Genomic DNA, 23,892 nt, shown 5'->3' with positions numbered 1-23,892 from the left:
TGAGCGGGGTCGCTGGTCGGGCCGCACCCACCGTGCGCCGGTCCACGGAGCGGTAGGTTGAGCGATCGTGGACGTAACCGTCATTGACCATCCGCTCGCCCAGACGCGGCTGACCGCCATGCGGGACGCCCGGACCGACTCGTCGTCGTTCCGGGCGGCGCTGCGCGAACTCACCACCATGCTGGTGTACGAGGCCGCGCGCTCCTTCCCGGTCGAGAAGTACTCGATCCAGACCCCGGTCACCGCCACCGAAGGCAGCCGGCTGGCGAACCCGCCGCTGCTGGTGCCGGTGCTGCGGGCCGGTCTCGGCATGGCCGACGCCGCGCTCGGCCTGCTGCCCGAGTCGTCGATGGGCTTCGTCGGCCTGGCCCGCGACGAGGAGACGTACGAGCCCCGCGCGTACATGGAGTCGCTGCCGCGCGACCTCAGCGGCCTGCCGGTGCTGGTGCTCGACCCGATGCTCGCCACCGGCGGCTCGCTGGAGCACTGCTGCCGGCTGCTCGCCGACCGCGGCTGCACCGACATCACGGTGCTGTGCGTGCTGGCCGCGCCGGTCGGCATCGAGCGGCTGGAGCGCTCCGGCCTGCCGTTGCGCCTGGTCACCGCCTCGATCGACGAGGGCCTGAACGACTCGAAGTTCATCGTCCCCGGCCTGGGTGACGCCGGCGACCGCCAGTTCGGCGGCATGCCCCGTTTCTGAGGCCGGTCCCGGTGCGGAGGGGCGGCCCTCCGCACCGGGAACCGGACTGCCCCGGCGAGTTGGTGCGCGGGGGTGCGGGGAGGCGCTAGCGTTCCGGGCCATGACTGGTGTTGCGCTCGCCGAAGAGCTGCTGCTCCTCGCGTACGACGACGAAACCGGCAAGGCCACCATGCCGCGGATCAGCCTTGACCTGGGCATGGCCGCGGCGGTGCTGGTCGAGCTGGCCCTGGCCGGACGGCTCGCGTACGCGGACGGGAACCTGGCGGTGATCGATCCGGCGCCGACCGGTGAGCCGATCGCCGACGCCGTACTCGCCAAGATCGCCGCGGAGACCCCGCATACACCCTCGTCCTGGGTGCAGCGGCTGCGGCACGGGCTGCGCGACCGGATCCTCACCGACCTGTGCGGGCGGGGCGTGGTCCGGGACGTGGAGGAAACCGAGCTGGACTTCATCCACGTGCACCGCTACCCGGTGGCGGACCCCTCGGTCGAGGCGGACATCCGGCAGCGTCTGGCCGAAGCGCTGACCAGCGGGCAGCTCCCCGACGAGCGGACCGCCGCGCTCGCCACGCTGGTCGCGGTGCTGCGCATGGAGCCGGCGCTCGGCCTCACCGGCCCGGCCGCCGAGGACGCCGGGCGCCGCCTGGAGGAGATCGCCGCCGGCGCCGGGTTCTCCGGCTCGGTGAGCCTGGACGACAGCGTGGTGCGCCCGTCGATCAGTCTGGTCATCGCCGCGCTGGGCCAGGCCGTCGACGCCGCCCTGGGCAAGCGGTAAGGAAGGGCCCCCTCTTAACGCCTCCGGTAGAGGAAGGGCCCCTTATTAACGCGAGGCGTTAATAAGGGGCCCTTCCTTACACCCGGTCAGAGGCCGAGGGCGGCGGCGATCTCGTTGCGCAGCTCGGTCACGGCGGCACGCGCGCGCTGCCGGGCCGCCGGCACGTCGCCGCCGGTCACCGGCTCCACCACCTCCAGGTACGCCTTGAGCTTCGGCTCGGTGCCGGACGGCCGGATCACCACCCGGGCCGCGCCGGTGCGCAGGATCACCACGTCCGCGTCGGGGAGCAGGTCGGTCGCCTCGGTCACCGGCTGCCCGAGCAGCGCGGTCGGGGTGGCCGCCCGGATCCGCGCCATCGAGTCCGCGATGACCCGCAGGTCCTCCACCCGGACCGAGAGCTGCTCGGTGTGGTGCACGCCGAACTCGGCGGCCAGCTCGTCCAGCCGGTCGAGGAGCGTACGGCCCTCGGCCTTCAGACCGGCGGCCAGCTCGGCGACGGTCAGCGCGGCGGTGATGCCGTCCTTGTCGCGTACGTGCTCCGGCGCGACGCAGTAGCCGAGCGCCTCCTCGTAGCCGTACACGAGCGGCTCCCGGCCGCCGCCGGCCCGGACGATCCACTTGAACCCGGTGAGCGTCTCGTCGTAGGGCAGCCCCCGGGCCGCCGTCATGGCGCGCAGCAGCGCCGAGGACACGATCGTGGTGGCGTACAGGCCGGTCACGCCACGTCGCATCAGGTGGTCGGCGAGCAGCGCGCCCACCTCGTCGCCGCGCAGCATCCGCCAGGACCCGGCGTCGCGTACGGCCACCGCGCAGCGGTCCGCATCCGGGTCGTTGGCGATGGCGAGATCCGCGCCGGTGCGGTCGGCGAGCGCGACGAGCAGGTCCACCGCGCCCGGCTCCTCCGGGTTGGGGAAGCTGACGGTCGGGAACGCCGGGTCCGGCTCGGCCTGCTCCGGCACCACGCCCGGCACGCCGAACCCGGCGTGCGCGAACGCGGCGGTCAGCACCGCGCCGCCCACCCCGTGCAGCGGCGTGTACGCCACCTTCAGGTCGCGCGGCCCGGTCGGGTCCACCACGGCGGCGGCCCGTTCCACGTACGCGGCCACCAGGTCGTCGCCGAGCACCTGCCCGGCCGGGCCGAGCGGCACCTCGGCGAGCGGGCCGACGGCCCGGATGGCCGCCTCGATGCCGGCGTCGGCGGGCGGCACGATCTGCGCGCCCGCGCCCAGCTCACCGCCGAGCTGCGCGCCCAGGTAGACCTTGTAGCCGTTGTCCTGCGGCGGGTTGTGGCTGGCGGTCACCATCACCCCGGCGACCGCGCCGAGCTGCCGGACCGCGAACGCCAGCACCGGCGTGGGCAGCGGCCGGGGCAGCAGCAGCGCCGGACGGCCCGCGCCGGTGGCCACCTGGGCGGTGCGCTCGGCGAAGGCCAGCGAGCCGCGCCGGGCGTCGTACCCGATCACCAGCGGGCCCTCGCCGCCCTGGGCGGCGAGCCAGCGCACGAGCCCGGCGGCGGCCTGGGTGACCACGGCGAGGTTCATGCCGTTCGGCCCGGCGCGCAGCGGGCCGCGCAGTCCGGCGGTGCCGAACGTCAGCGGGCCGGCGAACCGGTCGGCCAGGTCGGTCGCCGTGCCGGGCAGCCCGTCCAGGACGGCGCGCAGCTCGTCGCGGTCAGCCGGGTCCGGGTCGTCGGCGAGCCAGCGCTCGGCTCGGACGCGAAGGTCGTCTAGGTCAGTGGTTTCCGCCGCCATTGCCTCTTGATAGCACGGCGGCGGATCACCACTGGCCGTCGGCCTCGACTCAGTTCGCCTCGGTGAGCTGGAACGAGCCGACCATCGCGTCGAAGATCGGCTTGCTCTCCGCGAACCGCGCGTCGGTCGAGGAGAGGTAGAACGAGTAGACCTTGCCGTCCTTGACCACGCCCCGCCAGATGCCGTGACGCATGGACTCACCCTCACCGCAGGTGTATTCGAGCTGGCCCGCGGTCTGCCCGGCGAGCGGCTGCTCGGAAACCGACACCTCGGTGTATGGGGCGGGACAGGTTTTGCTCTTGGCGCTGTTCTTGTTCAGGTTCCGCGAGGCGAACTCGGCCCAGCTGATCGAGGTGCCGCCCCACGGCTCGGCGATCACCCGCACCTTGCGGCCCTCGTCCTCGGGGTCGACGTAGTCGACGTAGAGGCCGCCGGTCTGCCGCTGCCAGCCCTTCGGCACCTGGATGGTCACGCCCTTGACGGTCTGCTCCTGCATCTCGGGCGCGGCGGCGGCCGAGTTCGACGGCAGCGTGCCCACGATCGGCGGTGGCGTGTCGTCGCCGCCGCTGGTCAGCGCGATCACGCTCACCAGCAGCACCACGGCGAGGCCACCGGCGGCGGCGAGCTGGACCTTGCGCGGCCACGCCTTGATCCGGCCGAGCAGGCCCTTGGCCGAGCCGAGCGCGCCGCCACCACCGGCGGCCGGAGCGGTGGCCGGCGTGGTCCACGGCTGGCCGGTGCCGGGCACCGACCACTGGTTGCCGCCGCCGTACACCGGCTGGGTGGCGTCGGCGGCACGGCCGTAGACCGGCTGGGTGGTCGGCACCTGCTGGGTGGCGTCCGCGCCGGCGCCCTGGCCGAGCCGGACCGTGGCGTCCGGCGAGATGCGCTGGGTGGCCTCGGGCGCGGGCCCGGACATCGCGCCGGTCGGGGTGTGCAGCGGGCCGGCCAGCGCGTCCGCGCTGGTCTCGTCCAGCGCGGCGTCGCCCGCCGCCGGCTTCTCGCCGGCGGGCCGCTCCCCGCGGCGCAGCGCGGCGAGCCGGTCGGTCAGCGACTCGTCCGGACCGATCATGGCCCGACCGCCGATCTGGCCGCTCGGCTTCGGCTCGGCCGCGATGGCCGGCGGCGTGGTCGGGCGCGGCACCGGCACCACCGCGTACGGGTCGGTGACCGAGTTGACCGCGGTGGCGGTGCTGGTCAGCGGCCCGGCGAGCAGTTCGCGCAGGTTGGCGCGGGCCCGGTGCACGTCCATCCGGCGGGCCGGGTCCTTCTCCAGCAGCCCCATCAGCACGCCGGTGAGCGGGCCGCTGCGCTGCGGCGTGGCGGGCGGGTCCTCGACCACGGCGTGCATGGTCTCGATCGGGTCGCCCTTGTCGAACGGGGGACGGCCCTCGACCGCTGTGTAGAGCGTCACGCCGAGCGAGAACAGATCGCTGGGCGGCCCGAACTCCTGGCCCATGGCCCGCTCGGGGGAGATGAAGTGCGGCGAGCCGAGCACCATGCCCGGCGTGGTGAGCTGCACGTCGGTGGGCATCCGGGCGACGCCGAAGTCGGTGAGCACGCAGCGGCCGTCGGAGCAGATCAGCACGTTGGCCGGCTTGACGTCGCGGTGCAGCACACCGATGGCGTGCGCCACCTCCAGCGCGCCGAGCAGCGCGATGCCGATCTTGGCGACGGCGCGCGGCGCGACCGGCCCGTCCTCGATCACCATGTCGGCGAGGCTGCGGGCGTCCAGCAGCTCCATCACGATCCACGGCCGGCCGCCCTCGGTGACCACGTCGTAGACCTGCACCACGGCCGGGTGCTGGATCGCGGCGGCGGCGCGGGCCTCCCGCAGCGTCCGTTCGTAGAGCGCGTCGCGGTCGCTCGGGGCGAGCCCCGGCGGGAGGACGACCTCCTTGACCGCCACGTCGCGGCGCAGCAATGTGTCTGTGGCCCGCCAGACCGTGCCCATGCCTCCGTTGCCCACCGGGGAGCGCAGCGAGTAGCGACCACCGATGGTGGTGCCGGGCGCCGCGCGTCCAGTGGGGGGACTGGCCGGTCCGCCGCTCCACGTCGGAATCTGAGTCACAGAAAAGCCACCGGGGGATATCGAGGGGGCTGGGACACAACCCCTCTATCTTGCTGGTTCCGACGCCCGATGCGAAACCCGACGCGGCGGGCGTTTACCTACTCGACGGTATGTGGCCGGTTGCTCACCTCCGGTGGTGTGCCGTGGCCAGGTGTGCGGTATCCCTCACCCACCAGGCGGTCAGCGCGTCCTACCATCCGGTAATGAGCGATGCGCGGTCAAGCGAGTCGGGTTTCCCGATCCAGGGCGTCTACACGGCGGCAGACCTTCCGGCGGACCTGGAGGCCCGGCTGGGCGAGCCGGGCGAATTCCCGTACACCCGCGGGGTCTACCCGACGATGTACACCTCCCGGCCCTGGACGATGCGACAGTACGCCGGCTTCGGCACCGCGACCGAGAGCAACGCGCGGTACCACCAGTTGCTGCGCGCCGGGACGATGGGCCTGTCCGTCGCGTTCGACCTGCCCACCCAGATGGGGTACGACTCGGACGACCCGATCGCGCACGGCGAGGTGGGCAAGGTCGGGGTCGCCATCGACTCCATCGAGGACATGCGCACGCTGTTCGGCGGCATCCCGCTGGACAAGGTCTCCACCTCGATGACGATCAACGCGCCCGGCTCGGTGCTGCTGCTGCTCTACCAGCTCGTGGCCGAGGAGAACGGCGTGCCGGGGGCGGCGCTCAACGGCACCATCCAGAACGACATCCTCAAGGAGTACATCGCCCGGGGGACGTACATCTTCCCGCCGAAGCCCTCGCTGCGGCTGGTCGCCGACACGTTCGCCTACTGCCGGGCCGAGGTGCCCAAGTGGAACACCATCTCGATCTCCGGCTACCACATGGCCGAGGCCGGCGCCTCGCCCGCGCAGGAGGTCGCGTTCACGCTGGCGAACGGCGTGGAGTACGTCCGCGCGGCGCTCGCCGCCGGGCTCGCAGTGGACGACTTCGCGCCCCGCCTGTCGTTCTTCTTCGTGGCCCGCACCACGCTGCTGGAGGAGGTCGCGAAGTTCCGCGCGGCCCGGCGCATCTGGGCCCGGCTGATGCGTGACGAGTTCGGCGCGAAGAACCCGAAGTCGATGATGCTGCGGTTCCACACCCAGACCGCCGGCGTGCAGCTCACCGCCCAGCAGCCGGAGGTGAACCTGGTCCGGGTGGCGGTGCAGGGCCTCGGCGCGGTGCTCGGTGGCACCCAGTCGCTGCACACGAACAGCTTCGACGAGGCGATCGCGCTGCCCACCGAGAAGGCGGCCCGGCTGGCGCTGCGCACCCAGCAGGTGCTGGCGTACGAGACGGACCTGACCGCCACCGTCGACCCGTTCGCCGGGTCGTACGTGGTGGAGGCGATGACCGCCGAGGTGGAGGCGGCGGCCACCGAGCTGATGGACCGCGTGTTCGACCACGGTTCGGCGGTGGACGCGATCGAGGCCGGTTTCCAGAAGCGCGAGATCGAGCAGTCGGCGTACCGGATCGCCCAGGAGATCGACTCGGGTGAGCGGGTGGTGGTCGGCCTCAACCGGTTCCAGATCGACGAGGAGGAGCCGTACGAGCCGCTGCGGGTGGACCCGGCGATCGAGGCGGCGCAGGGGGAGCGGCTGGCCCGGCTGCGCGCCGAGCGGGACTCCGGCGCGGTGGAGCGCGCACTGGCCGAGCTGCGTTCCGCAGCCGAGGGCGACGCCAACGTGCTCTATCCGATGAAGGAGGCGCTGCGCGCCCGGGCCACCGTCGGCGAGGTGTGCGGCACGCTGCGCGAGGTGTGGGGGATCTACCGGCCGAGCGATCGGTTCTGACGTTTTCAGGCGGCGGTCCCGTCGGCGCACGCAGGTGCCCGGCGCGGGCCGCCGTCGTGCGTCCGGTAGTGGTCTGAACTGGGCAAACGGGGACGCTGAGGCGTACCGTTGGTCCCCTCCCGGGCGACGGCGCCCGGCCGGTCACGGCGGGTGGCCGGGCGGTGGCGCCCGGTGCCGCGCGTGTGCGATTCGGCGATTCGGGTAACCGGATCGGATGAACGGGACGGACAGCCTGTGCGGTCGACGGCCGGGCGGTCATGTCACCGTCGGGAGTCTTCCGGCAGCCGACAGTTGTCGCGCAATTGTCCGAGCGGCGGTTAATTGCCGTGACTAATGCGACAATTCGGAACAGCGGCCCGGATATTAGTGGCCGTTGAAACGGTTACGCGTTGTAGGAGGTGGGAGGCGGATGACGGGCTCCGACCGTGATCTACCTGCTGTCCCGCAGATATTCGAGCACTCTCACCAGGGCATTCGTGACGCTGCGCGGTCCGACCGCTACGCGAAAGATGTTGCGCAGCGTCACCGCCGGAGGTCTAGGCTGTCTGCTGTTCTACCCGATGATCCATCCATCTCTAGTGATCGAGAATTCGACGTGACGAGTGCGTTGACGCTGCCTTCCGGCGGCCCGCTGGCGTCGTCCCGGCCCGAGGCGCCGACCGGTTCCCAGCCCCTGCCCTTCGAGCTCGACCATCTCCTCGCGCTGCGCGTGCCCGGCCTGATCGCGACCCGCCGGCACCTCCACTCCCACCCGGAACTGTCCGGCGAGGAGTTCGAGACCGCCGCCCTGGTGCACCGCGAGCTGTCCCTCGCCGGGCTGAAGCCGCGCCTGCTGCCGAAGGGCAACGGCGTCATCTGCGACATCGACGGACGCCCGGACGGCCCGGTGATCGCGCTGCGCGCCGACATCGACGCGCTCCCGCTGGACGACCCGAAGGACGTGCCGTACCGCTCGACGGTGGAGGGCGTCTGCCACGCCTGCGGCCACGACGTGCACACGTCGGTGATGCTCGGCGTCGGCATGCTGCTGGCCCAACTCGCCGACATCGGCCAGCTCGACGGCCGGGTACGGCTGATCTTCCAGCCGGCCGAGGAGATCCTGCCCTGCGGCTCGCTGGAGGTCATCGAGGCCGGCGGTCTGGAGGACGTGGTGCAGATCTTCGCGCTGCACTGCGACCCGAACCTGCCGGTGGGCAAGGTCGGCCTGCGGGTCGGCCCGATCACCGCCGCCGCCGACAACGTCACCGTCCGGCTCACCGGGCCGGGCGGACACACCGCCCGCCCGCACCTGACAGTCGACCTGGTGGACGCGCTCGGCCGGCTGGTGACCGAGGTCCCGACCCTGATCAGCCGCCGGGTGCCGGCCAACAGCGGGCTGCTGCTGGTGTTCGGCCACGCCTCGGCCGGCACCCGTTACAACGTCATCCCCTCCGAGGCGTGCGCGGCCGGCACGCTGCGGGTGATGGACCGCGACACCTGGGACGAGGCGCCCAAGATCGTGGCTCAGGTGGTGCGGGACGTGCTCGCGCCCACCGGCGCCACTGTCGATCTGGAATACCTGCGCGGCCGGCCGCCGGTGACGAACGACGCCGGCGCGATCGGCGTGCTCACCGCCGCCACCGCCGCCGCGCTCGGCCCCGACGGCATCGCCGAGACGCCGCAGAGCATGGGCGGCGAGGACTTCTCCTGGTACCTGGAGCACGTCCCCGGCGCGCTCGCCCGCCTCGGCGTGGGCCGCAGCGGGCCCAATGTGGACCTGCACCGGGCCTCGTTCGACGTGGACGAGCGCGCCATCGAGGCGGGCGTACGCCTCATGGTCCAGACCGCGCTGCGGGCACTGGCGGCGGCGCGCTGACCGGAGCGTCGGCCGGACCGGCCGGGCCCGGCGGCATCGGGCCCAGGCCCGGCTGCGGCATCGCGCCCGGGCCGGGCGGCGGCGTCCGCCGGGCCCGCCGGCGCCGCCACAGGAGCAGCAACCACAGCGGTACGCCGATCACCACCGCGAAGGGCAGCACCGCCCCGAGCACGGTCAGCGCGATGCGGGCCGAGGCCCGGAACGCCGTCCACCCGCCGTCCAGCCCGCTGCGGAAGCCCAGATCCGCCTCCTCCTCGGCGGTGCTGGCGTCCTGCCCGAGCAACGTCACGGTGATGGTGGAGAGCGCGGTCAGGTCCGCCAGCCGGCGCTTGCGCGCCTCCAGCGCGGCCAGGTCCGCCTGACGGCTGCCCACCTCGTTCTCCAGCCGGACCAGCTCGTCCACCGAACTCGCCTGGGCGAGCAGCTTGCGGGCGCTCTCCACCCGCGCCCGCTGGGTGGCGATCCGGGCGTCCAGGTCGACCACCTGCTCGGTGACGTCCTCGGTGCGGATCTCCCGGCGCTCCTGGCGGCCGAGGCCGGCGAGCTGGTCGATCACACCGGCGAACTTGTCCGCCGGCACCCGCAGGGTCAGCACCGCCCGGGCCTCGGCGGAGCGGCTCGACCGCCGGTCGCCGCCGACGAACCCACCGGCCGCTGTCACCGCGGTGACCGCCTCCCGCGACGCGGCCTCCACATCGTCCACCCGGATCTGCATCGTCCCGGTGTAGATGATGGACCGCTGGTCGACCCGCAGGTCCGCGCCGCCGGTGCCGCCGGGAGCCGCCTGGTCGCGATCCGCGCCGCCCGCGGCGGGCTGCTCGCGCGCCGCGCCTCCGTCCATGGCCGGCGCGGCCGCGTCGCCGCCGCTGTCCTCGTCCGCGCCGCAGGCGCCCACGGCGAGCGCCGCGACCATGCCCACCGCCACCAGGGCAAGGCCCCGGAACCGTCGTCCACCCATTCCCCGTACTCCGATCGTCGGCGGCCCCGCCCACCGGGACCGATACCTCGGACGTGGCGCGTGGTCGCGCCGGTTCCGGCAGACTGCGCTGAGGACATCACGATTCGGTATGCGAGGAGTCACGATGCACGTCACCAAGTACTCGCACTCCTGTCTCCGGCTGGAGCACGACGGGGCGGTGCTGGTCGTCGACCCGGGTGGCTTCAGCGAGCCGGAGGCGCTGGACGGGGCGGACGCGGTGCTCGTCACCCACGAACACCCGGACCATGTGGACGTCGTCGCGCTCACCCGGGCGCTGGAGCGGCGGCCGGTGCCGGTGCACGGCCCGGCCTCGCTCGCCGGGGTGCTCGGCGACGCCGCCGAGGCGCTCGTCACCGTCTCGCCGGGGCAGTCGCTCACCGTCGCCGGAGTGCCGGTGCGGACGTACGGCGGGCAGCACGCGGTCATCCACCCGGACATCCCGGTGATCCCGAACATCGGCTACCTGTTCGCCGACGTCCTCTACCACCCGGGCGACGCGCTGTTCGTCCCCGACGACGTGCAGGTGGACACGCTGTTCGCCCCGATCCACGCGCCCTGGTCGAAGTTCTCCGAGGTGGTCGACTTCATCCGCGCGGTCGCCCCGCGCCGGGCGTACGCGCTGCACGACGCGCTGCTCAACGGCAACGGCCTCGGCGTGCTGGACCGGCAGTACACCGCGTTGTCCAAGACCGACTACCGCCGTCTGGAGCCGGGCACCCGGATCGACGTCTGAGCATGGCCGAGGTGCCCGCGGAGGTGATCCGGCAGCTCTACGCCACGCCGCCGGACCGGTTCGTCGCGGCCCGGGACGCCGCCGTCGCGCAGGCGCGGCAGTCCGGCGACCCGCGTACCGCCCGCGAGATCGCCAAGCTGCGCCGGCCCACGGTGGCGGCCTGGCTGGTCAACCTGCTCGCCATCCGCCGGCCCGAGCTGGTCGCCGACCTGAGCCAGCTGGCCGAGTCGCTACGCGCCGCGCAACGCGACCTGCGCGGCGGCACGCTGCGGGAACTGTCCGCGCAGCGGCGCGCCGTCGTGGGCGCGCTGGTGGCGGAGGTACGCCGTCTCGCCGCCACCGAACCCGCCGCGCCACCGGCCGGGCGGCTGCCGCTGGGCGAGGTGGAGGCGACACTCAACGCCGCGCTGTCGGACACCGAGGTGGCCGAACAGGTACGCGCCGGACGCCTGCTGCGGGCCAGCCACTACGCCGGGTTCGGCGAGGTGCCCCGCCCCCAGCTGCGGCTCGTGACAGGGGGCGAAGAGGCGCCTGTCGTACCGGATCGGGCGGCCGAGCGGGCCGACGCGCGCCGGGCCCGCGACGAGCGGGCGGCGCGGGCCGAACGGGCCGGGCGGCGGCGGACCGCGACCCGGGAGCTGACCCGGGCCCGGACGGACCTGGACCGGGCCGAGAAGGAGCTGGCGGCGGCCGACGCGGCCGAGCGGGACGGCGCCGCGACGCTGGACCGGATCGAGACCGAACTGGCCGAGCTGGAGCGTCGCCGGGCCGTGGCCGAGCAGGAGCTGAGCCGGGCCCGGCTGGCCCGGCGGGGCGCGGAACGGGCGGTCACCGCGGCCCGGCGCCGGGCCGGTGAGGTGGAGGCCGTGTTGGAGGCGCTCGACGCCGAAGAGGGGGATGCCGACACCGGTGACGACCGGGCAGACTGAGCGTGATGAATGGCTACGGTGGAGTGACGGGCGGCCGATGACTCCGGAACAGCTCGCCGCCGCCTGCAAACCGCTGGTGCTCGAACTCGGGGAGGCGTTCGCGCGCTGCCCGTCCACGCTGCGCCGGGCGCGGCTGCTGGGCATCTCCGGGTGGGCCTTCTACATCACCGGACGGGCCGGTGCGCTCGGTGACGTCCGCGCCGAGACCGTCGCCGCGGCGCTGGGCTTCATCGCCCCCGAGGCGGTCACCGACGGCTGGGACGCCGCCGCGCGCACCGTCCCGCCGCTGGAGGTGGCCGCCGCCAACCTGGCCGAGTGCTGCCGGTGGGGCACCGCCCGGCTCGGTGACGGCGCCGAGTCGTCCCGGCTCGCCGCGCTGCTGGGCCGGGCGGTCGAGGCGGCGGACGGCAGCGGCATGCCGCTGTTCGCCGCCTGGCGGGCCATGCCCGTGCCCGACCCGTCGCCGGGCGCCCGGGCGGCGGTCGGCATGCTGCTGCTGCGCGAGCACTTCGCCGGGGCGTACCTGCTGGCGGTACGCGCGGCCGGGCTGACCCCGCTGGAGGCGGTGCTGGCCGGGCCGGAGGGCGAGGCGGGCGCGGCGGCGTGCGGCTGGGCGCCCCCGTACCCGCCGGTCGGGCCGCTGGTGCGACGCCGACTGTGGGCCGAGGCGGTGACCGACCGGCTGGCGTCGGCGGCGTTCCGCGCGCTCAGCACCGCCGAGGGGGCGGAGCTGCTGGGTCTGCTCGCCGCCGCGCGGAAGCGCGCCCGGCGCGGATAAATGGGAGGCGGCCCCGCCGGTCCGGCTGCCAGGATCTGGCCCGTGACGCTCCCCGCCGGCTGGTCGGCCCGCCGCCCGACCCTCGACGACGTGCCCGCGATCCTGGCTGTGGTGCACGCCTCCGACACGTTCGCCGTGGGCTACCCCGACTTCGACGCCGAGGATGTGCGGTCCGCGCTGATCGCGCCGTTCGTCGACCCGGCGCGGGACTCCTGGCTGGTCACCGACCCGGACGGTACGGCGGTGGCCTGGTCGATCCTGGCCAACCCCAGCGGTGTCGGCCGGGAATGGGTGGACGTCCTGGTCGACCCCGACCGTGGCGCCGACCTGCGCGCGCCGCTGCTGGCGCGGCTGCTGGAGCGGGTCGCCGAACGTGCCGCCGAGCGCGGCCTGCCCGCGCTCACCGCCCGCGCCGGCGTGTACGCGCCGGAGACCCGCTGGGCCGGTGAGCTGGCCGAGGCCGGGTTCACCCGGATCAAGCGCTACATCCGGATGAGCCGCTCGCTGGCCGACCTGCCCGCCGAACCGGCGCCCCCGCCCGGGGTGACGGTGCGGCCGCTGCGCGCCGACGACGAGAACGACCTGCGGCTGTTCCACCGGATCTACGACACCGCGTTCCGGGACACGCCCGACCACGACCCGCTCGACTTCGAGCAGTGGCGGGACCTGCTGCCCTCGTACGGGAAGGTCTGGGACGAGTGGTTCCTGGCCGAGGTCGACGGCGAGCCGGCCGGCGCGCTCCAGTCCTCCGACCAGGCGCTCGACCAGGACCGGGGGTGGGTGCGGACGCTGTCGGTGCTGCCCGCGTACCGGCGGCGCGGGGTGGGTGCGGCGCTGCTGCGCCGGGCCTTCGCGGTCTACGCGGCGAAGGGCCGCGAAGGGGCCGGGCTCGGCGTCGACCTGGCCAACCCGACCGCACCGGTCACGCTCTACCGCTCCGTCGGGCTGGTGGAGGAGCGCTGGGTCGACATGTACGAGCGGAGCGTGCCCGCCTCGCGGGTGTGACCCGGCACCCCTCGTACCGGGGTCGCCGAGCGCGGGTGCGGCCGCACGGCGCACACTGTGGGTGTGGGAGACGCGCTACGCGGACGCGGTGCCGGTGGGGCGGGACCGCAGCTCGGTGACGTAGTCGTCCGGCGCGCCCGCCTTCTCCGCGGCGTTCGCCAGCTCCGACAGGTACCACGCGGTGGGCAGACCGCCCTCGTAACCGTCGAACACGTAGACCCACGCGGTCACGTCGCCGTCGAGCGTCGACACGCGCACGGTCAGCCTGCGGTACGTCTCGGCGGTCACGCCCTCGATCTCGTCGAGCTGCGCGGCGTCGTATGGGTGGATGTCGTAGAGCGCCACGAAGACCCGGTCACCCGGGGACTCGACAACGGTGCTGACCGAGCCCTCCCATCCGATGACGTCCTCGCCGGCGAAGGTGAGCCGCCACCCCTCCAGCCAGCCGGTACCCACCATCGGCGAATGCGGGCAGTAGGCGCGCATGCGGGCCGGGTCCAGGTTTGAGCCGTAAGCAGCGTAGAGACGCACGGCGACGACGATAGCCCGGCTGGCGGGTGGGGGAGAATACGACAGTGCGTGTCGAACCCGACGGGGAGAAGAAAGTCACTGTGAGCACAGACGAGGGGCTAATGCTGTGAGCCAGATCGTGATCATCGGCGGCGGGCCGGCCGGGTACGAGGCGGCCCTGGTCGCCGCGCAGTTGGACGCCGAGGTCACAGTGGTCGAGGCGGAGGGGGCCGGCGGCGCCTGCGTGCTCTCCGACTGCGTGCCCTCCAAGACGTTCATCGCCAGCTCGGAGGTGGTCACCGGCTACCGGGACACCGAGGAGTTCGGCGTGCACTCCGACGGCCTGGAGGCGGTCACCGTCGACGCCCGGGCGGTGCACGAGCGGGTCAAGCGGCTCGCGCTGGCCCAGTCCGCCGACATCCACACCAAGCTGGTCAAGGCCGGCGTCGAGTTCGTGGCCGGCACCGCCCGGCTGGGCGAGGACACGCTCGGCCACACCCACCGCGTGATCGTCACCCCGGCCGGCGGCGGCGAGGAGTACTCCATCGCCGCGTCGACGGTGCTCGTCGCGACCGGCGCGACCCCGCGCCAGTTGCCCACCGCCGTACCGGACGGCGAGCGCATCCTGACCTGGCGTCAGGTGTACGACCTGCCCGACCTGCCCGAGCACCTGATCGTGGTCGGCTCCGGCGTGACCGGCGCCGAGTTCGCCAGCGCGTACCTGGCCATGGGCGTCAAGGTCACGCTGGTCTCCAGCCGGGACCGGGTCATGCCGCACGAGGACGCCGACGCCGCGATGGCGATCGAGCGGGTGTTCCGCAACCGGGGCATGAGCATCCTGAACAACTCCCGCGCCGAGGCGGTCCGCCGCGTCGGCGACGGGGTGGAGGTGGTGCTCTCCGACGGCCGCCAGGTCACCGGCTCGCACGCGCTGATCGCCGTCGGCTCGATCCCGAACACCGCCGACCTGGGCCTGGCCGAGTACGGCGTGGAGCTGGCCCGGGGCGGTTACGTGACTGTCGACCGGGTGTCCCGTACCAACGTGCCGGGCATCTACGCGGCCGGCGACTGCACCGGCGTGCTGCCGCTCGCGAGCGTCGCGGCCATGCAGGGCCGGATCGCCATGTGGCACGCGCTGGGCGAGGCGGTCCGGCCGCTGCGGCTGCGTACCGTCGCGGCGAACGTCTTCACCGACCCGGAGCTGGCCACGGTCGGCGTCTCCCAGGACGAGGTGGACGCCGGCAAGACCCCGGCCCGCCAGGTGATGCTGCCGCTGTCCGGCAACGCGCGGGCGAAGATGGACGACCTGGCCGACGGCTTCGTCAAGCTGTTCTGCCGGCCCGCGAGCGGCCAGGTGATCGGCGGCGTGGTGGTGGCGCCGAAGGCCAGCGAGCTGATCCTGCCGATCACGATGGCGGTGGAGAACAACCTCACCGTCAACGAGCTGGCGCACACCATCACCATCTACCCGAGCCTGTCCGGCTCCATCACCGAGGCCGCCCGCCAGCTCATGCTCCACGAGCTGGAGTGACCCGGCGAGCGGCGGCCGGCTTCGAATGCGCCGGTGGCTGCGTGCCGTCGATGTCCGTAGGATGCGGCCAGGGCGAGCGGCGGAGCGTGTCGGATGCGGGTCCTGATCACCGGGGCTGCCGGATTCATCGGCACCCACCTGCGACGGCACCTGACCCGGTCCGGCGCGACGGTCATCGCCGTGGACCTAGCCGACTGTGACATCCGGGACCACGACGGGATGCGCGACGTCGTCGCCGGCGCCAGCCCGGATGCCGTCTACCATCTCGCCGCCCTGGCCAGCGTGAGCGAGTCGTGGACGCGCCCCTTCGACGCCTGGTCGGTCAACGTCCTCGGCACCGTCTCCGTGCTCGATGCCGTGCGGACCGCCGCTCCGGGCGCCCGGGTGCTGCTGATGAGCACCGCGAGCGTCCATGACGGCGGCGACGTGGCCGACCCGATCACCGAGGAGCAACCGGTAGCGCCGTTCTCGCCCTACGGCAGCAGCAAGGCCGCGGCGGAGGCCGCCGGTCGGCAGTACTTCTCCGCCTTCGGCACGCACGTGATGTTCGCCCGTGCCACCAACGTGATCGGGCCGGGTCAGGCGGCCACCTACGTGGTGCCGGCCCTCTGCCGGCGCATCCTGCACGCCCAGTCGGCGAATCTTTCGCAGATCAATGTGGGTAACGTGGAATCCGAACGGGACTTCGTCGACGTGCGGGACGCCGTCCGGGCACTGGCCGCGATCATGGAAGGCGGCCGCCCAGATCGCGTGTACAACGTCTGCACCGGGGTCGGCACAAGGATCGGCGACGTGGCGCGTCGCTTGTGCGAACTGGCCGGCGCCCGGCTGGACGTACGGGTGGAACCGGCGCTCGACCGGCGATCCGACACCCGGCGGCTGGTGGGTGACCCCACCCGGACCGGCAGGGAAATCGGGTGGCGCTGGGAGACCCCGCTGTCCCGCACGCTCGCGGACGTGCTGGCCGCCGCTCAGGAGCCGGTCGTGCCCGGTCCCCGCAGCGGCCACTGCTCGACGGAGGCCGGAAGATGACACCGAGGATCCCGCTCTCGCGCCCCGCCCTGGGTCCCCTGGAACGCAGGTACGTCGAGGACGCTCTGGCCTCCGGGTGGATCTCCGGGACCGGTCCCTACCTGGAGCGGTTCGAGGCTGCCATCGCTGAACGGGTCCGACGCTCGCACGTCGTGGCAGTGTCCAGCGGCACCACCGCCCTGGAGTTGACGCTGGCCGCCCTTGGGATCGGGCCGGGCAACGAGGTCATCGTCCCGGCCCTCACCTTCGTCGCCCCCGCAGCCGCGGTGCTGACGGTCGGCGCGGTTCCAGTCCTGTGCGACGTGTCCCCGGTCGACTGGACCATCGATCCGGTGAGGGCTGGGGACCTCGTCACGTCCCGCACCCGTGCCATGATCGCCGTGAACACCCTCGGCCATCCCTGTGACCATCGGGCACTCGCCAGGCTAGGCATTCCCGTGATCGAGGATGCCGCCCAGTCTCACGGCGCCGCGGTCGGCGCCTCGCCGGCCGGCAGCTTCGGCCGGGTGTCCGTCTTCAGCTTCCACGCCAACAAGGCGGTCACGTCAGGCGAGGGCGGATGCGTGGCGACCGACGACGGGGACCTGGCCGCCCGGATACGACTGCTCGCGAACCACGCGATGAGCCCGGACCGGCCGTACGTCCACCACCTCGTCGGCCGCAATGGCCGGATGACGAACCTGACGGCCGCGCTCGGGCTGGCGCAGGCGCAACGGTGGGACGAACTGGTCGACGCGCGACGTCGGATCGGTGACCGGTACGTCGACCAGGCGAGAGAACTCGGGCTCGGTAGTCGTCCGACGCGCCGGGGCGTGACGCCGTCCTGCTGGCTCCACACTGTGGTGACGGCACCGGAGACCCGGAACCGCATGATCCGGTTGGGCCGCGACGCCGGGATCGACGTCCGCGCCATCTGGCCGGCCCTGCCGAGCCTGGATCTGTACTCAGGTCGAACGCCCCGGCCCTGTCCGGTCGCGGTCGGGGCCTCCGCATCGGCCGCCTGGCTGCCGACGTCGGCCGACCTGACTGACGTCGAGATCGAGACGGTGGTGGAACGGGTGCTGAGGCCGGTTGCCGGCGCGAGCGCCTAGCGACCGAGCGCTTCGAGCACGCGGCGCACCTGGGTCAGGGGATCGGCGCCGATCGGACGGAGCACCACCGTGTCGGCGCCCGCATCCCAGAGCGAGGTGACGCGCTTCGCCGCCGTTCCCGGATCGCCCGCCGCGATCATGGCGGGATCGGGCGCGACCCGGTGCAGCTCGGCGAACTTGGCGATGACGGGTCCGCCCACCTTCTCGACATGTCGCTTGTCGGAATGGATCAGCAGGTGCTGGTAGACCACGACCTCGTGGGGCCCGGCGCCGCCCGCCCTGAGGTACGCGAGATCGCGTCCGAGGACGTCCGGTGTGCATCCCTCGGCCAGGACCGTGCCGTCCGCGATGCGGCCGGAGAGCGCGAGCGTCCGGGGTCCCACGGCGCCGACGTACAGCGCGGGCGGTACCGGAGGCACGTGTTCCAACCGCGCGTCGTCGAGGTGGACGGACTCGCGTCGGAGCGTGACCCGGTCCCCCGCGAGCAGACGACGGACGGCCGCGAGCGTCGCTTCGAGGAGGGCAAGCTGCGATCCGCCACGGGGCGCGACCCGTCGCAGCCGGGCCGGTGAGCCGTGCCCGAGCCCGGCGATCAACCGTCCCGGGTGCAACTCGGCCAGCGCGGCGAGTTCCATGGCGTGGAGTACCGGGTTGCGCAGGGGCACCGGGCAGACGCCCATGCCGATCCGCAGCCGGGAGCTGTTGGCTAGCGCGGTCGCGGTGAGGGCCACCGAACCCGCCCATCCGATGTCCTCGACGATCCAGCAGTCGTCGACCGGCATCCTGTCGAGGGCACGGACGAACTCGGGCAGCGCGGTGGGTCGGTGCGAGCGGTCGAACATGACGCCGATCGATCGCCCCCGCAGTGGCGTGTGCCTGGGCGGCATAGGTCCTCCTGACACCACCGGTGAGGTGCTAACCTGCTGAAACGCTATAACATGGCAAGTGCGTCGAGCCCCAGGTAGCCAATGTCCACATCCACGAAGTCACCGGTCCGGAGCAGGCGCCGGAAGGCCGTCGGGCTGACCACCAGCACCTCGATGAATTCCTCCGGGTCTGGACGTGGCGCCCGAGCCACGATGCAGTCGCGGGCCACTCCACAGTATTTCCTGGCTGTGGCGTACGAATCGCCGTAGCATTGGCCGACGATCTCCATCACCCCCGCGAAGCCGGTCTCCTCCAACAGTTCCCGCTCGGCGGCGACGGCAGGGCTCTCTCCGTCCTTTAGGTAGCCACCGGCCAGTTCGTACACGAACCGTCCGGGACCGGGACGGAACTGGCGCGTCAGGATCACCTCCTGCGCCGGGGTCAGTGCCAGCACGCCGACGTTGTCGCGCTCGGCTCGGAGCGTGAAGGTGTCCTCCCGCCCGGAGGGCAGGCGGAAGTCGACCTCGACCACCGCACGACCGAACCGCTCGTAGACGGTGCGCCTGCCGAGTTCCTGCCAGGCGACGGGCGCCAAGCCCTGCCGGGGGTTCAACCGCTCGCCGTCCGTCGGAGCACCCGCCAGAGCAGGACCAGAGGTAGCACGATGAGGGTGGCCGAGATGCCGAGTCGTACCCATGTCCCGGCGTCGGCCCAGTCCGCGATTTGCTCCACGAAACCGGGCACCTGCACGACGGCGAGGACCACCGCGAGCATCGCGATTAGGGCGTCCCTTCGGGAGCGTTCGGTCTCCTCGTGTACGCGGTACAGGCTCATCGCCAACGCGCTATACCGGTCAATGTGGCGCAGCAGTGCACTCGTGGCGCGACTGCCCGAACGGTAGGTCGTGATCTGCTCGTCCAGCGCCCGGTTGCGAGCCTCGACGAATTGATCGCGGAAGGTGACGATCCGGTCGAGCAGCCGAGAGTGCCGCACGTGGAGGCGCGTCATCTCCGCCTGCTCGACCACGGTGATCTGACGACGGGCGATCAGGTCCACCACCGCTTCCCGGTATCGCTGGCTGAGATCCTCGGCGATCGCGGTGCGCAGCATGCTGATGGACCAAACGAAGATCGATGAGGAGTCGTATCCGTAGTTGGTCAGGCGGAAGTCGGACCGGTCCCGGAGCCAGGCGGGAAGGTGGGCCATCTCCAGACAGCAGTCGGCGTTGACGAAGACCATGTGGTCGTCAAAGAAGCCGGACCCCGACCGCACCGTGCTGTAGATCTGCTGCCGGCTCCGTCGCCGCCACAGCCCGTCTTCCTTGAAGTGGTCCGAACTGTAGGAGAGGATCGCCGAGATCTCCCACGAGTACTCCGCGGACTCCTTGCTTCCCTCGTACAGCTTCGCGGTGTCCCGCCCTGTCGTTCCGTCGAGGTTCCAAATCTGGATGCCGAACGATCCGGTGACGGGCCAGGTCCGCTCGATCTCGTCCACCCGCAGGCCCAGCCTGCGCGCCAGGGCTGCGGCGGCCTGCTCTCCGACAGAACGCGCTATGGCCGGCTCGGCGAGGAGACCGAGGAACCGCAGCAGGCCGTCCACGGTCAACGGGGCAGTCAGTTCGATGCCCGCGCGGTCCGGTCGGCGTACCGAGAGGAAGAACGGGATCGCCGATACAACGTACTCCTCGCCGAGCCACAGCACGGACTGCTGGAGCCGGGCGGCGTGGTTGCTGTGCACGATGCGGGTCAGGGCTGCCGGCACCGGACCGGCGTCGACGAACGCCGAGTACTCAAGTCCGGAGCCGGGCCGGACCTTGCTCGCGTACGACCGGTCGTCGTCGATCGAGGCGAGGGTGCCGAGTTCGAACGCCTCCGCCAGGCGGGTCGGGGAGGCCAGCCGGTGGGCGTGATAGCTAACCACGCTGCAACCGCTGATGAGCAGGCGGTCGGTGACGGGTGGGGCGGGCACGTCGTCGAGGGACGAGAGGATGACGCTGCCGTTTTCCACGCTACCTGCCTTCCTGATGGTCGGCGCGGACGAGAGCTGGATCAGCCGTAAAACACCTCGAGGCGGGTCACCTGCCCGCCCGGTTCGAACAGCAGCCCCTGGGTGCGACGCCGAGTGCGTGGATCCGGCCCGGCGAGCCCGAGCATCGGTTCGTCGGTGACCGCGAAGACCACGGCGGCTCGGCCACCGCCCGGCCGGACGACGTCCGTGTTGGTGTACTGGCGGTCGGTATGCCAGCCGTACCGCGCGAACTCCCGCTCCTCGTCCGGTGAAAAGTCGAAGATCGGATCGAGCGTCACCGAGGTCGGCCGGGACCGAGGCCCGTCGATCGATGCGGCTCGGAACGCGAAGCCGTGGTCGGGTGCGACGAGGTCGAGCAGGAGCGCCGCGAAGGCCAGCTCGGACAGGCCGATGCTGCCGATCATCGTGTCGATGCGCGGCTCGGCCAGCCCTGCGAGGCTTACCAGATATGGCGGCTCGATTGTCACGAGGGGCGGCACGATCACGGTGCCGGCGCGGGAACGGAGCAGCTCCACCAGCGTCTGGTGCAGCGGCTTCCCGGAGAGGGAATGGGTGAAGACGGTGAGTTCCGGGACCGGCTTTCCGAGCGAACGGGCGAGCTGTCCGAGCACCGCCTCCGCGTGCTTCTCCGGAGGCGACATGATGTCGATGCGACCGAGCAGGGAGGCCGGTGCGAGCACGAGGTACGCCGACAGGTCGGGCACCGGGCGAAGATCGATGCCGAGTCCGCCCAGCGCCAGGGCTCCCGGCTCGCCGGTCGCCGCCAACGTCGTGCCGTCCACGTAGTCGAAGATGCCGTCGAGGACGGGCACTCCGGCCGCCCCGCGCCCCAGCACCTGCCCGCTGTGCGCGCCAGGGCTGCTGTCGCGCTGTCCCTCTCCGCCTGTGACCCTGATCCGCGCGGGGGACCGCTGGAAGACGGCCTCGGCCGCCTCTGTCGCGGCCCCGTCGACCAGTGTCTTCGTCTCGGGCAGCGGCGCCCGGTCGGTGTCGACGCCGGCCGCCGCGAGCGCGGCCGCCGACATCGCCGCGATCAGGGTCGCCCGCTCGGGGGTCGGCAACGGCGCCCCGTCCGTCGCCTCTCGAACCCGGCTGACGCTTACCGCTACGACCCGGTCGTCGAGGGCCCGCATCGCCCGCTCCAGTTCCTCACGCGGTTCCGCCATCAGCGTCCTCGTTTCGTCATGGTCGTGCGAAGGTGAGCCCGTCCCGCGCGACGGCCGGCGGAGGGCGGACACAACGTCCACAGTGACATGCCGGCTCGACGCCGGCGACAGGACGGTCGGCTTTCGGCGCCCCGCGCCCGACGCGCGCGACGGCGGAAGCCGGACCGGCGCCGCTCAGTCAGCCGTGACGCGCGCCTCGGCCTCGGCGGCGGAATATCGGGCGTCGGTCCAGGTGATCGCCCAGCCTGCCGCCGCGAACCCGCTCGCGGCCACGCCGCCGATCAGCAGCAGCCGCCACGCCGACTGGTTGAGCGCCGTGCCGCCCAGTTGGCCGACGAGCGGGCCAGCCGATCGGCGTGTCTCAGGACGAGGTGGACGCCGGCAAGACCCCGGCCCGCCAGGTGATGCTGCCGCTGTCCGGCAACGCGCGGGCGAAGATGGACGACCTGGCCGACGGCTTCGTCAAGCTGTTCTGCCGGCCCGCGAGCGGCCAGGTGATCGGCGGCGTGGTGGTGGCGCCGAAGGCCAGCGAGCTGATCCTGCCGATCACGATGGCGGTGGAGAACAACCTCACCGTCAACGAGCTGGCCCACACCATCACCATCTACCCGAGCCTGTCCGGCTCCATCACCGAGGCCGCCCGCCAGCTCATGCTCCACGAGCTGGAGTAGCCCTCTTCTTTCGTCGATCATGGAGTTGCGGCCCCCGATCCGACCGGTATGCCCGGTCTGTGCGGGGTCACAACTGCATGATCGACGACTTTGGTCAGGGTGAGGTGCAGGGCCAGGGTGGTGATGACTGCCGTCTCCGTGAGGATGAGCGCGCGCTCGATCAGGCCCAGCAGGGCCCGGTCGCCGGGGTAGGCGGACCAGATCATCGCGCCCGCCAGCAGCAGGCTGGCCACGGTCAGGCCGCGCAGCCAGGCCGCGGCTCCGGCGACCGGGTTGCGGGCCAGCAGCCAGCCGGCCACCGGTAGGGCCAGGAACGACAACACCGAGGCGTACCGGTGCACGTACGCGGCGGTGTCCATCGGCGTACCCGGCTCGTTAGTGGGCACCACCGCCGCGGCCAGCAACCCGGCCGACCAGGCGGTGAGCAGCGCGAGCGGCACCCGGCCCGCACCGGCCCGGCGCAGCGCCGGCAGCAGCACCACGCTGGCCGCCGCGAGCACCGCCATCGCGGTGTCGATGACGCCGCCCCGATCGGAGACGGCGAAGTCGCTGACGGTCAGCGACCAGGGATCTAGATCGTCGCTCACCCCGACGTGACCCATCACCGCGAGCACCGCCGCCAGGACGATCCCGCCGAGGGCCAACAGGCCGCTGCTCCGCGTTCCAGGCATACGGCCAGCCTGTCGCCGGAACCGCCCCAGACGGATCCGGGACCACCACCCACTTCGCTACCCGGGTCGTCCCCTACCGGACCCCCGAGAACGGCGTCAGGTCCCGTCGGGTGAAGGCGCATCGTCTGCCGGGTCTCCCGTCGACTGCGCGCCGTTGATCGAGGCCAGCATCTGTTCTCTGAGCTGCCCGCGCCGGGTCACGCGCTCGGCGTCATCCCATGAGGGATCGATTCGCCGAGCCCTGGCCTTGACGTCGTGCCACGCCGCCGTGTCGCTCATGGCCTGTTCTTCCTTCACGTCGATCAGGTGCTCGGGGGTCAGCTGCCGGTCGAGTCGGCGGTGGCCTCGGCGCGGGTCTGCCGGGCGCTGCTGATCCAGGTCATCGCCCATCCGGCCAGCGCGAACCCGGCCGCCGCCACCCCACCGATCAGCAGCAGCCGCCACGCCGAGTGGGTCAGCGCCGTACCGCCCAGGTGGCCGACGAGCGCGCCGTAACTGGACCAGGCGAGCGCCGCCGCCGCCTCGTAGGGCAGGAAGAGGCGGTACGGGTAGCGGCTGCGGCCGGCCGAGAAGCAGGCCGCCATCCGGCCGCCGGGCACGAACCGGCAGAGCAGGATCACCAGCGGCCCCGGCTCGCGCAGCCCGCGGGTGACCCGGGTGACGGCCCGGCGTGCCCGTCCGCGTGGCGTGGCCCGTGCCGGCCGGCGGGTCGGCGTGGTGCGGCCGATCAGGTAGCAGGTCAGGTCGCCGATGAAGACGCCGGCCGCGCCGACAGCGATGGTGACCGGCAGGCTGAGCCCGCCGTAGACGGTCAGCGCCCCACTGGTGATCATGACGAGCTGGGTCGGCACCACCGGGACGAAGGCGTCGGCGATCAGCAGGGTCAGCAGCAGCGCGTACGCCCACATGGGCGACGCGACGTCAGAGATGAGCTCGGCCACGACCGCCACCTCGCCGGAGTT

The 23,892-nt window shown here is 72.7% G+C and carries 22 protein-coding genes and 1 pseudogene; 12 read left to right on the top strand and 11 right to left on the bottom strand.

The annotated features are described in order from the left end of the window. The first annotated feature begins 67 nt into the window (after positions 1 to 67). Entirely contained in the window at positions 68 to 700 is a 633-nt protein-coding gene (gene upp / locus O7542_RS21975) for a uracil phosphoribosyltransferase (protein ID WP_043326733.1), read from the top strand. A 100-nt stretch (positions 701 to 800) separates the two neighbouring features. After that, positions 801 to 1,475: a GPP34 family phosphoprotein gene (locus tag O7542_RS21970; protein ID WP_281605155.1), complete on the top strand. Its 675-nt coding sequence runs from the start codon at positions 801 to 803 to the stop codon at positions 1,473 to 1,475. 86 nt (positions 1,476 to 1,561) lie between these two features. On the opposite strand, the gene O7542_RS21965 is transcribed toward O7542_RS21970, so the two are convergent. After that, positions 1,562 to 3,226, bottom strand: coding sequence for a phospho-sugar mutase (locus tag O7542_RS21965; RefSeq protein ID WP_104113237.1), 1,665 nt, complete (start codon positions 3,224 to 3,226; stop codon positions 1,562 to 1,564). A gap of 49 nt (positions 3,227 to 3,275) precedes the next feature. After that, a complete protein-coding gene (locus tag O7542_RS21960) occupies positions 3,276 to 5,297 on the bottom strand; it encodes a serine/threonine-protein kinase (protein WP_043326728.1) in 2,022 nt (673 codons plus the stop codon). A 203-nt stretch (positions 5,298 to 5,500) separates the two neighbouring features. Between O7542_RS21960 and O7542_RS21955 the strand changes: the two genes are divergently transcribed. Beyond that, positions 5,501 to 7,084, top strand: coding sequence for a methylmalonyl-CoA mutase family protein (locus O7542_RS21955; protein WP_043326726.1), 1,584 nt, complete (start codon positions 5,501 to 5,503; stop codon positions 7,082 to 7,084). Positions 7,085 to 7,679: 595 nt separating this feature from the next. After that, a complete protein-coding gene (locus O7542_RS21950) occupies positions 7,680 to 8,939 on the top strand; it encodes an amidohydrolase (RefSeq protein ID WP_043326724.1) in 1,260 nt (419 codons plus the stop codon). On the opposite strand, the gene O7542_RS21945 is transcribed toward O7542_RS21950, so the two are convergent. After that, positions 8,896 to 9,897 carry a DUF4349 domain-containing protein gene (locus O7542_RS21945; protein WP_209959989.1) on the bottom strand — a complete coding sequence of 334 codons (1,002 nt, stop codon included), beginning with the start codon at positions 9,895 to 9,897 and terminating at the stop codon, positions 8,896 to 8,898. The two genes, O7542_RS21950 and O7542_RS21945, sit on opposite strands and share 44 nt — an antisense overlap. A 124-nt stretch (positions 9,898 to 10,021) precedes the next feature. On the opposite strand from O7542_RS21945, the gene O7542_RS21940 reads away from it, so the two are divergent. Genes O7542_RS21940 through O7542_RS21925 form a run of 4 tightly spaced genes read left to right on the top strand, consistent with a single transcriptional unit; the run spans position 10,022 to position 13,363 of the window. Then, a complete protein-coding gene (locus O7542_RS21940; protein ID WP_281605154.1) occupies positions 10,022 to 10,651 on the top strand; it encodes an MBL fold metallo-hydrolase in 630 nt (209 codons plus the stop codon). A 2-nt stretch (positions 10,652 to 10,653) separates the two neighbouring features. After that, positions 10,654 to 11,580 (top strand): hypothetical protein, encoded by a 927-nt coding sequence (locus O7542_RS21935; protein WP_064447636.1) that lies wholly within the window; start codon positions 10,654 to 10,656, stop codon positions 11,578 to 11,580. 37 nt (positions 11,581 to 11,617) lie between these two features. Continuing rightward, positions 11,618 to 12,358: a hypothetical protein gene (locus O7542_RS21930; RefSeq protein WP_043326717.1), complete on the top strand. Its 741-nt coding sequence runs from the start codon at positions 11,618 to 11,620 to the stop codon at positions 12,356 to 12,358. A gap of 42 nt (positions 12,359 to 12,400) precedes the next feature. Then, on the top strand, positions 12,401 to 13,363 hold the full coding sequence (locus O7542_RS21925) for a GNAT family N-acetyltransferase (protein ID WP_043326715.1): 963 nt from the start codon (positions 12,401 to 12,403) through the stop codon (positions 13,361 to 13,363). Between the two features lie 75 nt (positions 13,364 to 13,438). Here O7542_RS21925 and O7542_RS21920 read toward each other — a convergent pair whose 3' ends face one another. Beyond that, entirely contained in the window at positions 13,439 to 13,894 is a 456-nt protein-coding gene (locus O7542_RS21920; protein WP_030501227.1) for a gamma-glutamylcyclotransferase, read from the bottom strand. Positions 13,895 to 14,000: 106 nt separating this feature from the next. Here O7542_RS21920 and O7542_RS21915 point away from each other — a divergent pair, with 106 nt between their 5' ends. The 3 genes from O7542_RS21915 to O7542_RS21905 all read left to right on the top strand — a co-directional run bounded on the left by O7542_RS21915 (position 14,001) and on the right by O7542_RS21905 (position 17,527). Continuing rightward, complete coding sequence (locus O7542_RS21915) at positions 14,001 to 15,404, top strand: NAD(P)H-quinone dehydrogenase (RefSeq protein WP_043326713.1); 1,404 nt, start codon at positions 14,001 to 14,003, stop codon at positions 15,402 to 15,404. Between the two features lie 93 nt (positions 15,405 to 15,497). Further along, positions 15,498 to 16,436: a GDP-mannose 4,6-dehydratase gene (locus tag O7542_RS21910; RefSeq protein WP_166455842.1), complete on the top strand. Its 939-nt coding sequence runs from the start codon at positions 15,498 to 15,500 to the stop codon at positions 16,434 to 16,436. After that, positions 16,433 to 17,527 carry a DegT/DnrJ/EryC1/StrS family aminotransferase gene (locus O7542_RS21905; protein ID WP_069087158.1) on the top strand — a complete coding sequence of 365 codons (1,095 nt, stop codon included), beginning with the start codon at positions 16,433 to 16,435 and terminating at the stop codon, positions 17,525 to 17,527. Before O7542_RS21910 ends, O7542_RS21905 begins: the two co-directional genes overlap by 4 nt. Here the strand turns inward: O7542_RS21905 and O7542_RS21900 are convergent. The 4 genes from O7542_RS21900 to O7542_RS21885 form a co-directional block, all read right to left on the bottom strand. After that, positions 17,524 to 18,369 (bottom strand): LLM class flavin-dependent oxidoreductase, encoded by an 846-nt coding sequence (locus O7542_RS21900; protein ID WP_083296900.1) that lies wholly within the window; start codon positions 18,367 to 18,369, stop codon positions 17,524 to 17,526. The two genes, O7542_RS21905 and O7542_RS21900, sit on opposite strands and share 4 nt — an antisense overlap. 89 nt (positions 18,370 to 18,458) lie before the next feature. Then, positions 18,459 to 19,007, bottom strand: a complete 549-nt coding sequence (locus O7542_RS21895; RefSeq protein ID WP_199744086.1) for an NUDIX hydrolase — start codon at positions 19,005 to 19,007, stop codon at positions 18,459 to 18,461. Beyond that, positions 19,004 to 20,401 (bottom strand): hypothetical protein, encoded by a 1,398-nt coding sequence (locus O7542_RS21890; protein WP_069087156.1) that lies wholly within the window; start codon positions 20,399 to 20,401, stop codon positions 19,004 to 19,006. Before O7542_RS21890 ends, O7542_RS21895 begins: the two co-directional genes overlap by 4 nt. 41 nt (positions 20,402 to 20,442) lie before the next feature. Beyond that, positions 20,443 to 21,588 carry a fructose-bisphosphatase class II gene (locus tag O7542_RS21885; protein WP_069087155.1) on the bottom strand — a complete coding sequence of 382 codons (1,146 nt, stop codon included), beginning with the start codon at positions 21,586 to 21,588 and terminating at the stop codon, positions 20,443 to 20,445. A 350-nt stretch (positions 21,589 to 21,938) separates the two neighbouring features. Between O7542_RS21885 and O7542_RS21880 the strand changes: the two are divergent. After that, positions 21,939 to 22,259: pseudogene (locus tag O7542_RS21880) on the top strand (NAD(P)H-quinone dehydrogenase); the annotation flags it as partial. A gap of 17 nt (positions 22,260 to 22,276) precedes the next feature. On the opposite strand, the gene O7542_RS21875 reads toward O7542_RS21880, so the two are convergent. The 3 genes from O7542_RS21875 to O7542_RS21865 all read right to left on the bottom strand — a co-directional run bounded on the left by O7542_RS21875 (position 22,277) and on the right by O7542_RS21865 (position 23,871). Continuing rightward, the gene (locus O7542_RS21875; protein ID WP_210871860.1) at positions 22,277 to 22,930 is read right to left on the bottom strand and encodes a DUF998 domain-containing protein; all 654 of its coding nucleotides are present in this window, start codon (positions 22,928 to 22,930) and stop codon (positions 22,277 to 22,279) included. Between the two features lie 96 nt (positions 22,931 to 23,026). Continuing rightward, positions 23,027 to 23,209, bottom strand: coding sequence for a hypothetical protein (locus O7542_RS21870; RefSeq protein ID WP_210871858.1), 183 nt, complete (start codon positions 23,207 to 23,209; stop codon positions 23,027 to 23,029). Between the two features lie 38 nt (positions 23,210 to 23,247). Beyond that, positions 23,248 to 23,871: a DedA family protein gene (locus O7542_RS21865; RefSeq protein WP_043330647.1), complete on the bottom strand. Its 624-nt coding sequence runs from the start codon at positions 23,869 to 23,871 to the stop codon at positions 23,248 to 23,250. Positions 23,872 to 23,892 lie beyond the last annotated feature (21 nt).

It is taken from the genome of Micromonospora sp. WMMC264 (genome assembly GCF_027497275.1).
Classification (GTDB): Bacteria; Actinomycetota; Actinomycetes; order Mycobacteriales; family Micromonosporaceae; genus Micromonospora; species Micromonospora chalcea.
The sequence above is the reverse complement of the archived record's forward strand: the minus strand, read 5'-3'. Positions and strand labels throughout refer to the sequence as shown.

Coding starts and splice junctions, on each gene's coding strand:
- O7542_RS21900 (WP_083296900.1), bottom strand. CDS start 18,369: ATGTTCGACCGCTCGCACCGACCCACCGCGCTGCCCGAGTTCGTCCGT.
- O7542_RS21955 (WP_043326726.1), top strand. CDS start 5,501: ATGAGCGATGCGCGGTCAAGCGAGTCGGGTTTCCCGATCCAGGGCGTC.
- O7542_RS21935 (WP_064447636.1), top strand. CDS start 10,654: ATGGCCGAGGTGCCCGCGGAGGTGATCCGGCAGCTCTACGCCACGCCG.
- O7542_RS21885 (WP_069087155.1), bottom strand. CDS start 21,588: ATGGCGGAACCGCGTGAGGAACTGGAGCGGGCGATGCGGGCCCTCGAC.
- O7542_RS21970 (WP_281605155.1), top strand. CDS start 801: ATGACTGGTGTTGCGCTCGCCGAAGAGCTGCTGCTCCTCGCGTACGAC.
- O7542_RS21910 (WP_166455842.1), top strand. CDS start 15,498: ATGCGGGTCCTGATCACCGGGGCTGCCGGATTCATCGGCACCCACCTG.
- O7542_RS21905 (WP_069087158.1), top strand. CDS start 16,433: ATGACACCGAGGATCCCGCTCTCGCGCCCCGCCCTGGGTCCCCTGGAA.
- O7542_RS21940 (WP_281605154.1), top strand. CDS start 10,022: ATGCACGTCACCAAGTACTCGCACTCCTGTCTCCGGCTGGAGCACGAC.
- O7542_RS21870 (WP_210871858.1), bottom strand. CDS start 23,209: ATGAGCGACACGGCGGCGTGGCACGACGTCAAGGCCAGGGCTCGGCGA.
- O7542_RS21965 (WP_104113237.1), bottom strand. CDS start 3,226: ATGGCGGCGGAAACCACTGACCTAGACGACCTTCGCGTCCGAGCCGAG.
- O7542_RS21930 (WP_043326717.1), top strand. CDS start 11,618: ATGACTCCGGAACAGCTCGCCGCCGCCTGCAAACCGCTGGTGCTCGAA.
- O7542_RS21875 (WP_210871860.1), bottom strand. CDS start 22,930: ATGCCTGGAACGCGGAGCAGCGGCCTGTTGGCCCTCGGCGGGATCGTC.
- O7542_RS21945 (WP_209959989.1), bottom strand. CDS start 9,897: ATGGGTGGACGACGGTTCCGGGGCCTTGCCCTGGTGGCGGTGGGCATG.